Below are 14,443 nucleotides of genomic sequence, written 5' to 3' on the forward strand. Positions count from 1 at the left end.
GCTCCTTATCTAAGCTTTTTTCTTATTTCCAGAACATTGACCTCATCCAATCGCTTATAACTGACCGAATCCATTAACGTTCTTATAAAGTAAATGCCCATGCCGCCTTCTTTGGGGTTTTCAAAATCAGGGATGGGGACATTTTCAAGATCAAAGCCCTGACCGTGATCGTATACTTTGATTTCGAGTACATCGTCCTGAATATTGATCGTGATTCTGACTTTATCCTCACCTTTAATCAAAGGACGACCACCCGCCGAATGTTTGATCGCGTTAGTGGTGGCTTCTGTTAAAACAAGATTGAGCTGGTAAGCCAGGGCTTTCTTATCACCGGTATAGTTATCTATTTCCTTGCCAATACGCTCACCTATGCTACCGATCAAATCCAGATATTTGGTTTGTGTCGGAATAATTACATCAACCTGAATATCTGTATTTTCCATAGCAACTCCTAGGATTCAGCTGCAAAAACTTCGTCAACATCATTATAAATCTCAAAAACCCGGTTCAAGCGGGTCAACTCGAACATGGACAACACCTGTTGCTGCATGTTCGCTAAGGCGAGTTTTCCTGCTTTGGCTGAAGCTTGCTTGTATCCCGCCAGTAATGCGCCTAAGCCGGAACTGTCGACAAATTTGACCTGGTCCAATTGCACGATAATGTTCAAGTTGCCTTGTTCAATCAAGTCCAAAATCCGTTCCTTCAATTCTCCGGAATTATGCGCGTCAACACGTTCCTCATTGATTTGAACAATACAGTAACCCTTTATTTCATGTTGTGTCAGATTCATAGGCGATTATTGGTTGGTTTAAAATATTATGTTGTACATTTCGTTTTCAACAATTGAGACGGACTCATTAACTAAACTCCACTAATCAAATATCCAATTCATTGCTGATTAACTTCTCACTGATTCATCACTCGCTCAATTTTTTAACTTGAACCAGTTGTACCAGAAATATTGAAAATTGAAAGGCCGGCAAAGCTTTTAGCTAAGCACCAGTCTAAGTCAATGATTGATTGATCGAAAGCATGCATTTAATTTGAGTTATTTGAGTCAGATTTTTTTTCTTAAAACCAAAAGCGATAATACGACGGTCTTATAATAGACCTATTGGAAAAAGATGACGATGATTGCTATCTCACCTAGAATGACGATGACTCCAAAATAACTGATCCTTAATCAATACATGCATGTTCTATTCTATTTAACAGTTTTTCTTATCTTTTATGGATCGGTCTATCCGTTCAATTTTCATTATGTTCCTTTTGAACGGGATACCCTGTTAGGCCAACTTTATCAGCAGGATAATATTTTCGGATTAGGAGATCTGATTGCAAACATTGTCTTATTTGTTCCCTATGGAGCCTTGGGGATTTTAAGACATGAGTTTCATCGTCTACCTTTAAAAAAAGCGATTTCTTTAGCTTTTTACGGAATCATTTTCAGTGCTGCCCTTCAATTGGTACAGATCTATTTACCCGAAAGGGTCCTGTCTTACAGCGATGTTATTTGGAATATGCTGGGATTATTTATCGGCATTGGCGTGGGATGGGCAATAAGGAAAAAAACAAATTTAGCCCCTTCAAGACTCAGCTACTGGTATACACCACCCGGTTTGATTACAGTTGCCTGGCTTTCCAGTCAATTAATACCTTTTATACCCACACTTCAGTTTAACTTTATAAAAGATAATCTTAAACATTTACTTGAGTTACCTCTTTCCTTAAATGAAATATTTTTTGCACTGATTGCTTGGTTGACAGTTGGTTATTGGCTTACCCAAAGCCATAAATTTACATTCTTTGCATTACTAGTTGCTTTTACTGTGGGTTCAAAGCTGATTATATTAAACAGTGATTTATCGATTAATTTTATTATTGGTTCCTTGTTTTCGATTTTATTGCTTTACCCCTTCAAACAACTAATCGCTAAAAATCTCTTAACAATCGTTCTTGCATCATCTCTGTTCTTGCTATTAACGATTAAAGGATTAACTCCATTTGAATTTACATCTGAACCCAAATCTTTTTTATGGTTACCCTTTTCCGGATTTCTTGAAGGATCCATGCTGGTAAATGCCCAGAATTTATGCGAAAAAACCTTTCTTTTTGGCAGTATTATCTGGCTGATAAAAACCACCAGTTCGAGTATCAAAGCATCAGCCGTGTTGGTTTGTATCTGGGTTTTCATCATAGAGTTGCTGCAAATATTTATTAGCAGCCATACCCCCGAAATCACTGATGTTTTGTTGGTCTTATTCATTGCTTATTTGCTAAATACGGCAGAACACTTCGAAGCCAACTTATCCCACTATAAAACCGAATCATTAAAACAATATCCCGAACCTCTGCCGGACAGCCATTATGAATATCCGAGTTCAATGGTTTTAGATAGACAGATACTGCTGAATGTATTGATAAGGTGGTTGACCGGGGTAGTTGTTCTTACTGTATCCATTAAGCTTGTTTTAGGTCTTCCGCAAATCCCCTATAACATCAGAGAAATGTTTCTTCATGATGGAAACATGATAACTATCGCTCTATTTTCAAGCGCATTGCTCTGGATTGGTATGAGTGGGGTAATATCAGCCAGGATGGCCAAATTTGGCTATTTTCAATTTTTAACTCTGCCTGCCAGCGTGATGCTATCAGGTCTTATCAGTTTGATACTTTTACAATTCAGCATTACAGAGGAAACACTTTCGGACATCACCGGATCAACCAATTTGATTTGGCAAGTCAATGAAAAAATGATTTGGGGACATTTTGGAATTAAATTGTTCGAAATGTTAAATAATCCATTCTTGATCAGTTTTATAGAGCGAATAGTTCGTTATCTGGCGCTTTATAGTCCTTTGATATTCTCACTTTCACTGTTTAATCTGCTGACTGACCAGGCCAATAAGCAGCTCACGCGCTTTCCATTGATGTTTGTGTATCTATTGTTGATTTCTTTGCCATGGTTATATCTGTGTAAAACTATCGCATTCACTTACTCATCGACAGACAATCTCAATGAATTAATCGCTCGTCCTGGTGAATATCAATTAGGTGGAGGTGGCTATCTTTATCTTCTGCTTTATTTAATCTCAATTAATTCAGTCTTACTGTCGAGGATTAATTTCAGAAGAGTAACCAAAGCAGGATTAATAATGGCATTAACTGTTGTCGCCATTCCGGCAGGGTGGTACTTATTGAATCAAGGGTTGGTCACAGAGTTTAAAAAATATTCAACTACCTATTCGGGCGTGGATTTCTTATTGGGGCCTGACCGGGAAAATCTGTTATCAAAAAATGAGCTTTTTGGACGTTGGACGGCAGTCCAATTAGGTTTGGTATTTTGTTTTAGTTACGGCGCATCAATAGTAAGTTCTGCCACAAAGCACTCTCGAAAATCAAGCTGTAGATAAAATGGCAAAATGAATCTGTACCTTTGCTATTGATATTTTCTGATGCTCTTCTTTGCTTTACTCCGCAGGCCAAGAGCTTGGGCAAATATGGAGGCAGTTTATAAGTCTCGACCCTAACAAGTAACGTAATAGCCCGTATGAAGTGGAATGTAATGCGGGTTAAGAAATATCCCGGATTACGTTCCACTTCATCAAGGCTACGTACTCAGGTTTCAGGCACACATACTCATATGCGATACCCGTTGACTTTAGGTTAAAAAACCCAAGTCACTTTGCTATTCTGAATCAGCTTCTTTTGCAGATTCATCAGATTCAGCAGGGGCTTCTTCAGATGCAGCAGGGGCTTCATCCGTCTCTGGAGCGACAGCTTCAACTGCCGGCTTTGCAGGTGCTTCGTAAGGTTTAACAGTAAAACTTTTAGCTTCTGCTAATACAGCTGAACTCATCAACAAAGCAGTTAAACCAATGATTACGCGGGGCATTATGGTGTTATTCATTATTTTTTCCTTATTTTGAAACATTAAAAATAAGAACTTAAGAAACAGAAACATTTATTCTCGCTCAGTGACTAGAACGGTTTATAACGTCATCGGAAGATTCAATCGGATCGACAACAAACTAGATTTGCTATCGTTTTACGAATCAGTGACCTTACGCCATTGCCAAAGACAATCCAGAATATCTTATCCTTGTTCATCGTTTCCTGTTAGAACATCTCTTAAGATCCACATGGTTTTTTAATACCATGCTTTAGTTATACACCTGTAATGCCAAATAGTTTCGTATAGATTGTTTTTTATAATGTAGCGTGAATTTTTATGCATCGAAAAATGCCCTCTATAAAAAATTCAAGTCATCGCGCTTCCCCGAGTTTACTCAACCCAGAATCCCGCATTGGCATTTATCGGCCAATCCACTTAAAATAACTGAAATTGACAACTGACTCGCTAATTTATCAGCGTCTTGGATATTTAAAGCTCACGGACTATTGAATGACTGACTATAAACTGACACACCTTAAACAACTGGAATCCGAAAGTATTCACATCATACGAGAGGTCGCTGCGGAATTTGAAAAACCCGTGATGCTCTATTCAATTGGTAAAGATTCTGCAGTCATGCTGCATTTAGCGATGAAAGCCTTTTATCCCGGCAAGCCGCCCTTCCCGCTGATGCACATTGATACCACCTGGAAATTTCGCGAAATGATTGAATTTCGCGATAAGCTCACAAAAGATCTGGGGCTGGAACTGCTGGTTTATATCAATCAAGACGGTGTTAATCAAGGCATGGGGCCTTTTACTCACGGCAGTAAAAAACATACGGAGGTGATGAAAACTGATGCACTCAAACAAGCGCTGGATAAATATGGATTTGATGCGGCATTTGGCGGTGCCAGACGAGATGAAGAAAAGTCGCGTGCCAAAGAACGCGTTTATTCATTCAGAGACAAAAATCATCGCTGGGACCCGAAAAACCAGCGGCCCGAACTCTGGAATATCTATAACGGACGCATTGACAAGGGCGAGAGCATTCGGGTTTTCCCTCTGTCCAACTGGACAGAATTGGACGTATGGCAGTATATCCATATGGAAAGCATTCCTATCGTACCGCTTTATTTCGCCAAAGAACGCCCTGTCGTGAATAAGGATGGCATGTTGATCATGGTCGACGACAATCGCATGCCGATTGGTCCGGACGATAAGGTTGAGATGAAAATGGTTCGTTTCAGAACACTGGGATGTTATCCGTTAACGGGCGCAGTAGAATCCCACGCAACAACTTTACCTGAAATCATCCAAGAAATGCTGCTGACTACCAGTTCCGAGCGTCAAGGCCGTCTCATAGACCACGATCAGGCCGGTTCTATGGAGCAGAAAAAGCGCGAAGGCTATTTTTAATAGCCTGCATCCAGCCTTTCGAATACGCTGTTTAATCATTAGTTAGCACCCAGATTTCAGGAATAGTTTCATGTCCCACCAATCAGACCTTATCAGTACCGATATTAACGCTTACCTTGCCCAGCATGAGCGTAAAGAATTATTGCGATTTTTAACCTGCGGCAACGTCGATGACGGCAAAAGTACGCTCATAGGACGCCTTTTGCACGACTCAAAAATGATTTACGAGGATCAACTCGCTGCAGTAAAAGCTGACAGTGTCAAATCAGGCACTACCGGCGCTGGTCAAATCGATTTGGCATTACTGGTCGACGGGTTACAGGCCGAGCGAGAGCAAGGGATTACGATTGACGTTGCTTACCGCTATTTTTCGACATCGACACGAAAATTCATCATCGCCGACACCCCCGGACATGAGCAATACACTCGCAACATGGCTACCGGCGCTTCGACGTGCGATTTAGCTATCATCTTGATTGATGCCCGTTACGGCGTCCAGACCCAAACCAAACGGCACAGCTTCATTACCTCATTACTGGGAATCAAGCACGTTATTGTGGCTATCAACAAGATGGACTTGATGGGTTACAGCGAAGAAGTATTTAATCAAATCAAGCAAGACTACTTGACCTTTACTGAAAGCCTCCACTTACACGATATTCGATTTCTCCCGATTTCGGCATTAAACGGTGACAATGTCGTTAATCCCAGTGAGCACATGCCCTGGTTCACAGGAAAACCGTTAATGGAATTGTTGAATTCCATTGAGATTGCCACCGACCATAACTTTCAGGATGCCCGATTCCCGGTGCAATATGTAAACCGTCCCAACCTCGATTTTCGCGGATTCTGCGGCACGGTTGCCGCTGGCGTATTTAATAAAGGCGACAAAATTACGGCTCTGCCTTCCGGAAAATCCAGCAAAATCAAATCCATTGTGACTTATGACGGCGAACAGGAACAAGCATTCGCCCAAATGGCCGTGACTTTTACGCTGGAAGATGAAATTGACATTAGCCGCGGCGACATGATTATCGGTAATGAAATTCAAGCCATGACGGTAGCCGATAAATTCAAAGCAACCCTGGTCTGGATGATAGAAAAACCTTTGGCACCGGGCCGTCAATACATTTTCAAAATGGCCACGCGCAGCATTTCAGGTTCGATCGCGATGATACATCACCGCATTGATGTCAACACCCTGGAACACCATGATGCAACCGAGCTCAAGCTCAACGAAATCGCCTCCTGTACCGTCTCGGTCAATGCACCGGTTGTATTTGATTCTTATAAAAAAAGCAAAGGTACCGGTTCGTTCATCATTATTGACCGCCTGACCAATGTTACCGTCGGCGCGGGTATGATTACCGACAATGCCGACGAGTCGGAATTACTGCCGGTCACCGCTGAAGAACGCGCAGCGCGATTCGCTCAGATTCCCAGCATTATTCTGCTGACCGGCAAACAGGCTCAGGAAACCGCTTATATTCTGGAGCGAAAACTGTTTGATAACGGTCATGCTGCAACCGTGGTGGAAACCATGCTCACAGAACCCACAGAATTTGCCGAAGCCATTAAAAATGCCGGATTACTGTGTTTATGTGTGGGTCTAAATTACGAAATGGCCGACCTGAGCTTTGACACAAATGCCTTATCAGCAGACGAAATTCATGCCGAAATGAAAATCGAGGGGATTATTCACTGATACAAACTTTCCGGTAAGGAAAGCTTTGAGCAAGGATGATCTGCAACTCGTTTGCAGCATGCATTATAGACTTACAGTAAACGTAACTATTCAAGCGCGACGGACTGTTCCTTCTCCCCAGGGAGAAGGCTAGGATGAGGGGATAAAATGAAGCATTTTTTCCTTATTTCTAACGCCCCTCACCTTGCCCACTCCCACTGGAGAGGGACTGTTGTGCTTCGCTCTAAATAGTTACCAGTAAACTTCAACATCAATTCTCTGAATTATTACGAAAAATTCAACCTGTCACCGGCGCTCATCATGCCTTTATCCCTCTACCGGTATCAATTTCAGGCAATGGGGTCGCCTTGCGAACTTCAGTTTTACAGCCCGAATGAGCAACTTGCGGCTGCTGTCAAAAACCATGTCATCTCCGACGTTATCCGCATTGAGCATAAATACTCGAGATACCGAGAAGACAGCGTGTTAGCGGAGATTAATCGGGCGGCAGCAATCGGCGGCAGCGTTTTCATAGACGATGAAACCGCCGCCTTATTAAATTACGCCAACACCTGTTATCAGCAAAGCCAAGGCTTGTTCGACATCACATCCGGCGTATTGAGAACGATCTGGAATTTTAAAAGCAATACCTTGCCCGGCAAAGCGGAAATCCGGAAAGCACTCAAACAGATCGGCTGGCAAAAAGTGACAATACACGCATCGTCTTTGAGTTTTGCCGTCAAAGACATGCAACTGGATTTTGGCGGAATTGGCAAAGAATATGCCGCAGATAGAGCTGCAGGGATTTTTTATCAACACGGAATCGAGCATGGCGTCATCGATTTAGGCGGCGATATCAAAGTGCTCGGCCCTCATGCCGATGGGCGGCCCTGGTCAGTTGGAATACGACATCCTCGAATCCCCGGAGCCCTTCTTACCTCCGTCAACCTTTATGCCGGAGCACTGGCTACCAGCGGCGATTATGAACGCTGCATCGTCATTAACGGCCAACGCTACAGCCATATCCTAAACCCTAAAAGCGGCTGGCCTGTGCAAGGTATGGCCAGTGTGACGGTATTGGCAGACCAGTGCGTAGTGGCCGGCAGCGCATGTACCATCTCGATGCTGATGGAAAAAAACGGTGCAAAATGGATAAAACAGCTGGGCTTAGCTCATGTGTGGATGGATCAGAGCGGGAAAACAGGTGGCAATTTGGTTTAGAAAAAAAGCTGAAACTTATGGGTAATTTAACGGGTAAAACGAAAAATCATTTTCATCAAAATAACCGGATAGCATAAGTAATTTTCTGCTTTTATGAGGCATAAAAAAAGGCGGAAAGGCTTTGCCTATTCCGCCTTTTTTAACCGCAAAAAATTACACGCTTAAACCTGTCTTCTTTCTACCAAAAGAAATCAAACCCAGCAAGCCGGTGCCGAACAACCAAGCAGCAGCGGGAACAGGCACATGGCTAACTGCTGCACCCACCTTTATGTTATCCAGTGACATGCCAAACTCTTTTCCATCCGCAGGCGTTTGAGGATAACCGTTAAAGTGAATCCAGAAGGCATTGATATTCTGAAAATCACTGCTCAACAATAAATTACCGCTGAAACCATTAGCTACCGTTTGGTATGCAACCCGTGTTGCATAATCAGTTCCATTACCCGTGTCCAACCCAGGATTTAATGCGGTATTGAAACCTAAAATCTCCCAAAAATCATCAGGTCCATTATCCGGATTTTCGTCGCTGATGGCCGCAAAAAAGTCCATTGAGATCAGGCTGAACGCGCTGCTATCTTGAGCTCTGACATAGATCCCCGGGGAATCAGCGTGATAACCCAATTTTCTGTCACCTGCGCTGCCACTTCTGTGCAAATGGGCAGTTGAATTGGACGTGTCTTCGATAGTACCGATAACCATCTCATTTTGATAGAGACATCCCGTTGCCCCTGTACCCGCACAATTTCCACCCCCTATCGGGGCGTTGTTAGCAAAGCCAGCATAAGATGAGCTAGTCATAAAGACATTACCGGTACCACCAAAATCAATGACTAATTCATTTTCTACTGTCGCACTTGCAGTCCCTGCTACAGAGATTAGCGCTCCAAACATCAGACCGTTTAGCATTTTTGTTTTATTCATAAGTACACTCCATTTTTGTATTAAGAAGGTGCCTATCACTCATTGATGAGACAGTTCGTAATACAGTGATTTAAATTTAACAACCTAACAATCCGAAAACACTCGATTCAGAAAAGTATCTTTCAAGGCTTGCAACCCTGCTATCTTCAAATTTTGAAATTAGCCGTGGTTTTCCACACCTACCTCGGAGCGGGTGTAGCGATACAAGAATCACTAAAGCAATATACAAGCCACACTCAATCTTAACCACTCAGAGCTGATTTTACTCTATAACATCACCGGTCTCTAAATGAATTTGCCAATTATTGTAATTCTATAAATCAGTAGCAGCCGACCAAAAGCACCTTATTAATTAAACTATGTTACTTGCCTTATTTTAATAGGTCATTTACCACACCTTAGGTTCAGCAATTTGTTTCCCGTTTCTTGCTCGGAGTAAAGACTAAGGATATTCTTGATAAAAAGCGGAGTAATGGAATTTTTGATGCTCATTTTGTCAATGCCCTACCTGCATGGAATCCCGAAACGCAAACACCGTACAGACTGCCATTATGCTTGGGCTTCAGGCATTATCGATAGGGCCTGTGTAAACGCCCTGTTCTCCTGAGGCAGCCGCGTCACCCCGGCAGGGATTGCCCGGATGACGGCATCTATTAATGCAAACACAGCGCTCTAACAAGCCTGGACATTCCTAAAAAACTGGGCAACTACATCGATTTAAGAGATAAGCCTTATTCGTAATAAATAATAAATTAGAATGCAGATCCTAAGGTCATCCCCCCTTTTCAGAACATTCAGCTAAAACCTCCTCCTAAGGAGGTACAAAGGAATAAAAATTGCTGGTAAATATTTTTTAATCATTACTAAAGACCAATTAGCCTGACATGAAAAAAACTTTAATTCTCATCGCCGCTCTCCTCAGTTCCGCAGTCCATGCTGCCAAAGAAGGCGAAGTATTACCGCAATGTCCGGATGCAATTTACGGCAATCAGGAACGGCTCGATTTTACCTCTTATTCAGGTAAAGTCGTGTTAGTCGATTTTTGGGCTACGTGGTGCCCGCCTTGCAAAAAATCCATGCCCTTTTTAAACAGCCTGCGTAACGAACTGATCAACCAGGGCTTTGAAATAGTTGCCATTAATGTCGACGAGAATACCGAGGAAGCCAAACAGTTTCTAGCCCAAAACCCGGTAGACTACCCGATAGCTTTCGACCCAAATGGCAAGTGTCCCGGCATTTTTGATGTCAAAGCAATGCCCTCATCTTATCTAGCCGACAAATCGGGAAAAATTCGGCACGTCCACTTGGGGTTTCGCGACGAAGATCAGCCCACTTTAAGAGCACAAATTTCCGCGTTATTGGCTGAGTAATGATTAGAAAGAAACTTTTTTACGATTCATGCCTATTGGCATTTGTTACCGGCACCCTTTTGATTTGTCAAGGTTGTAGCAGTGTTTCCGCGTGGGAAAGAGGCAATCTCGCCAAGGAAACGATGGGCATTAATCCTACGCCAAATCTGAATGGCTTCCGTGATCACATTTTCAGCAGCAAGGAGGCGTCACAAGGAGGACATAGCGGCGCCGGGGGCGGTTGTGGCTGTAATTAAAGCCGATAAAAACAAGGCACTGGCTGCCTTGACTACGGCCGCATTATGCCTGCCGGGAATTGATGTCCCAGCGGCCGTCCCTGCTGCACAGATAACAGGGAATGCGAGTTACGGGCGTTATCAGGAAAGCGATAACCGTATGAAGGTGGATATTTATCATCTCGACGCCACCATTCCGTTATCCGACCGTGTAGAACTTGCCTTCAGCCTGGATAGAGACATCTACAGCGGCGCGACGCCGGCGTTCAGTATCCCGGAAACGCTGGCCAATCTACCTAAATACAAGCAAAAATCCGACAAAACTCCAGCCAGTGAAGTGAGTTATGTCGATTTAGTCTCTGCGGCATCCGGTGGTGTCACTGCGTCAGGACTGACTGTACTCGGCGGACTCAACGGGTTTCAAGAGTTTGATGACAATTACAAAGCGGCTGATGCCACTATTACTTCTAATTTAAACAATACCTTAAGCGCGCTCGTTCAAACCAAAGACGCGACTAAAAATACGCTAAAAACCAGTTTCAACGCCGATGAAGACAGTCTTGAGCAAGATTATGTGGAGCCTTTGGCGATTTTAAACCCTGCCATTACCCCTAAATTCGATGAGTACAAGCAAATCAAATCGAACATCCGGGCCAACATAGAAAACCTCCCGGTCAGTAGCATCAAAGAGGAATTCACTGTCGACTTTGGCGGTACCGGCAATGTCATCATGACTAGCTCATCTTATGCAGGCTTTGCTAACAACGCCCCGATAGCGGGTGGAAATTGTGCGGGCACAGGGGGCCTTGGATGTTTCTATCAGGGAATCGATCAGAACAATCAGAAAATGGCGATCGGTATCGTTGAGGATTCTTCGAATTCGACCGCTCATTTGCACAGAAGTGGCTCTTCAGTTGACAGAACACTGGGTTATCACGCGGATTCTTCAGGTATTTACATGAGAGCTTTGGATAACAGTGCGTTCAGCCTGATCTCAATGGACTTTTTTGCGGCGATCAGTGACGAAAATCCGGATAATGGACCTAATGATTTTTGGGAAATTTTAGGCTTCAACTCGGCGGTAAATCCTGGTTTGGACCAAGGAGATGGCACTAACTATGCCACCCGGGTTGCCTATCAAACAATTGCCAATGGATTCAGTGGGAATCTGCTCTTAGACAAGGCTTTTCATAACATCAATGCCGTTTGGATTCACTTTAATGGCTACCCACAAACGCCTGCGGATGGTAAAGAATTTGGGATGTCTTTAGATAACATCAAAATAGGACCTCCAGCGAACAACTTGACCGCCCTTTATGAAAAACAATTAGCTGATTTAAAAGCTAACTTTTATAGCCAATTGAGTACGCTTAGCACGGCTAACCCAGTTGAATTCGGCAATTTGACCACAATCTTCAATCAAGAATTAGCGGCTATCACTGGCGAATATCAAGCTGCGTTATCAACGGCTGAACAACTGTATTCGCAAAGCACCGACCAACAAAAAGCCGCCGCAGACGCGCTCAATGCCCAAGCTGCGATCGATTTTTACCGGCAAGTCCTTAACAAAATGGTACCTACCGGCACCCCCGCAGTTCAGCGTTTCCAGATCCAGCCCCAGGAAGCGCGGTCCATGCCGCAACTGACCGCTAAATATTATTTTGATGCAACCACTCTGGCTTTATCGGGCGGATTGTCTGATGAGCCCGACTTTTTGTCACACTTCGGATCTATTAACGTCAGCCATGAGTTTAACGACAAGCTCACAACGATATCCGGCGGCTACGGCATGACCAGCAATTCGATTACCCGTAACGGTGGACATACGCTATCGCACCACGGCGATGACCCTACACATAATCCCACCGATTATGACGATCTAGATGATGACAGCGATTTTCACAGCTTCAATACCAGCATTGCTCAAGTGCTGTCTAAAAACACCTTGTTCCAGTCAACTGCCAATTTCAGCCATCAGAGAGGTTATTTAAGCAACCCCTACAAGTACGTTTATGTTCGAGGCGAAATTACTCCTGAAGAATATTACCAGCTATGGCAGGCTGAACCGGGTGAAGTTGACTGGAAATCAGTCACTGATCTGGAAGTTGTCGGCTTGGAGCTGTTCCGCGACAAACGTCCCGATCAACGCAATATCTGGTCTTTTTCTAACCGTATCAATCATTACATGCCGCAAATGGATGCTACGGCGCATCTGGATTACCGTTTTTTTATTGACGACTGGGGCGTCAACTCGCATACCTTTGAATTAAAGTGGTACCAATCCTTACCGGGAGGATTAACGGTTACACCCGGAATTCGCTATTACTCGCAATCACAAGCCGATTTCTTTGCGCCTTATTTTCTGTCACCCAGAGCCGATGGCAATTATTCCAGCGACTTCCGCTTGTCAGCCTTCGGCGACTTGAGCGGCGGTCTTACCGTCAGCAAACAGTTTGCCCGCGGCATTAAAGTGGAAGCCGGTTTTGAATACGTGACCCATTCCGGCTCTCTGAAGCTGGGCGGCGGTGGCGTAGGCGATTATGCTGACTTTGATTATTTTCTGGCGCATGCCAATCTGAGTGTCGACCTTTCAGCCAGGCAAATGGGCGCTGGCGATGACCATAGCGGCCATCATATGCACCACCACGGCGCTCCAATACCTGCGGGGATCATGTTCGGCCACATGATGAACAAAGCCGACGACATTATGGTCGGCTACCGATTTATGTACAGCATGCAGGACGGATCGATGCTGCATGGCTCCAATACTGCCAGTGATCAAGACTTGATCACTAATGCTTGCAAAGGTTTAACTGGCGGCTGTTTAAATAGACCCGTCGAAATGAATATGCAGATGCATATGCTGGATCTAATGTACGCCCCGACTGATTGGCTTAACTTGATGGTTATGCCGCAGATCATGAGCATGGACATGACCATGAGCGAATCTCTCCAGACAGGTGGCGATGACAGTCATAGCGGCACGGAGCACACCAGCAGTGATATCGGCGATACAGTAATTACCGCACTGGTTAAAGTGGCTGATACGGGGAATCATAAGGTTCATTTAGGCATAGGCATGAGCGCACCTACCGGCAGCATAGACGCCAAGCTGAGTAGCGGCACATTGCAAAACAGCGGGAGTTCAACCGAGGTTGAACCCGGCACGGCGGTATTGCAAGACTATGGCATGCAGTTGGGTAGCGGCACCTGGGATTTAAAGCCCAGCCTGACTTATACAGGACAAGCAGATGAATGGGGCTGGGGGGCCCAGCTGAGCGGCGTCAAGCGTCTGGAAAAAAATGATCATGGCTATGCGTATGGCGATATTTTTCAGGCTACCGGCTGGGGCAGCTATACCATTTTTAACTGGCTATCCGCGTCCGTCCGAGGTATTTATACCTGGCAAGACCAGATTCGTGGAGAAACCAACCAACCCCATGACACCACCGCAACGGTCGATTATCCCAGTAATTACGGCGGGAACACTTGGGATATCGGCTTGGGTCTAAACGCATTTATACCTGCCGGCCAATTTGCCGGGCACTCTGTCAGCGTCGAATGGTTGCAGCCGGTTAGCACGGACGCCAATGGCTACCAACTTGATCGTCAAGGCGCTATAACAGCGAGCTGGAGCTTTATGTTTTAGCAGACTTTTTAAAACTCCTTTTGAGAGAGGATTTCAAGGATTCACGCTGTGAACAGTCACCAAAGATTT

The 14,443-nt window shown here is 44.2% G+C and carries 11 protein-coding genes; 7 read left to right on the forward strand and 4 right to left on the reverse strand.

Going from position 1 to position 14,443, the window contains the following annotated elements:
- Positions 1-5: 5 nt before the first annotated feature.
- Positions 6-443, reverse strand: a complete 438-nt coding sequence (locus GO003_RS19205) for an ATP-binding protein (RefSeq protein ID WP_159653915.1) — start codon at positions 441-443, stop codon at positions 6-8.
- An 8-nt stretch (positions 444-451) separates the two neighbouring features.
- On the reverse strand, positions 452-790 hold the full coding sequence (locus GO003_RS19210; protein WP_159653917.1) for an STAS domain-containing protein: 339 nt from the start codon (positions 788-790) through the stop codon (positions 452-454).
- A 400-nt stretch (positions 791-1,190) separates the two neighbouring features.
- Here GO003_RS19210 and GO003_RS19215 point away from each other — a divergent pair, with 400 nt between their 5' ends.
- Positions 1,191-3,413 (forward strand): VanZ family protein, encoded by a 2,223-nt coding sequence (locus GO003_RS19215; RefSeq protein ID WP_159653920.1) that lies wholly within the window; start codon positions 1,191-1,193, stop codon positions 3,411-3,413.
- Between the two features lie 275 nt (positions 3,414-3,688).
- On the opposite strand, the gene GO003_RS19220 is transcribed toward GO003_RS19215, so the two are convergent.
- Positions 3,689-3,910: a hypothetical protein gene (locus GO003_RS19220; RefSeq protein WP_159653923.1), complete on the reverse strand. Its 222-nt coding sequence runs from the start codon at positions 3,908-3,910 to the stop codon at positions 3,689-3,691.
- A gap of 495 nt (positions 3,911-4,405) precedes the next feature.
- Between GO003_RS19220 and cysD the strand changes: the two genes are divergently transcribed.
- The 3 genes from cysD (at position 4,406) to GO003_RS19235 (ending at position 8,219) form a co-directional block, all read left to right on the forward strand.
- Positions 4,406-5,314: a sulfate adenylyltransferase subunit CysD gene (cysD, locus tag GO003_RS19225; RefSeq protein ID WP_159653925.1), complete on the forward strand. Its 909-nt coding sequence runs from the start codon at positions 4,406-4,408 to the stop codon at positions 5,312-5,314.
- A gap of 70 nt (positions 5,315-5,384) precedes the next feature.
- Positions 5,385-7,019, forward strand: a complete 1,635-nt coding sequence (cysN, locus tag GO003_RS19230) for a sulfate adenylyltransferase subunit CysN (RefSeq protein WP_159653927.1) — start codon at positions 5,385-5,387, stop codon at positions 7,017-7,019.
- A 300-nt stretch (positions 7,020-7,319) separates the two neighbouring features.
- A complete protein-coding gene (locus tag GO003_RS19235; RefSeq protein WP_159653929.1) occupies positions 7,320-8,219 on the forward strand; it encodes an FAD:protein FMN transferase in 900 nt (299 codons plus the stop codon).
- Between the two features lie 153 nt (positions 8,220-8,372).
- Here the strand turns inward: GO003_RS19235 and GO003_RS19240 are convergent, their stop codons facing one another.
- Complete coding sequence (locus GO003_RS19240; protein ID WP_159653931.1) at positions 8,373-9,140, reverse strand: VPLPA-CTERM sorting domain-containing protein; 768 nt, start codon at positions 9,138-9,140, stop codon at positions 8,373-8,375.
- An 884-nt stretch (positions 9,141-10,024) separates the two neighbouring features.
- Here GO003_RS19240 and GO003_RS19245 point away from each other — a divergent pair.
- The 3 genes from GO003_RS19245 to GO003_RS19255 all read left to right on the forward strand — a co-directional run bounded on the left by GO003_RS19245 (position 10,025) and on the right by GO003_RS19255 (position 14,374).
- The gene (locus GO003_RS19245; RefSeq protein WP_159653933.1) at positions 10,025-10,510 is read left to right on the forward strand and encodes a TlpA family protein disulfide reductase; all 486 of its coding nucleotides are present in this window, start codon (positions 10,025-10,027) and stop codon (positions 10,508-10,510) included.
- Positions 10,511-10,632: 122 nt separating this feature from the next.
- Positions 10,633-10,746 carry a DUF4266 domain-containing protein gene (locus GO003_RS19250; protein WP_231089220.1) on the forward strand — a complete coding sequence of 38 codons (114 nt, stop codon included), beginning with the start codon at positions 10,633-10,635 and terminating at the stop codon, positions 10,744-10,746.
- Positions 10,733-14,374 (forward strand): DUF3570 domain-containing protein, encoded by a 3,642-nt coding sequence (locus GO003_RS19255; protein ID WP_159653937.1) that lies wholly within the window; start codon positions 10,733-10,735, stop codon positions 14,372-14,374. The genes GO003_RS19250 and GO003_RS19255 overlap by 14 nt, the downstream gene beginning before the upstream one ends.
- Positions 14,375-14,443 lie beyond the last annotated feature (69 nt).

The sequence above is a fragment of the Methylicorpusculum oleiharenae genome, from assembly GCF_009828925.2.
Classification (GTDB): domain Bacteria; phylum Pseudomonadota; class Gammaproteobacteria; order Methylococcales; family Methylomonadaceae; genus Methylicorpusculum; species Methylicorpusculum oleiharenae.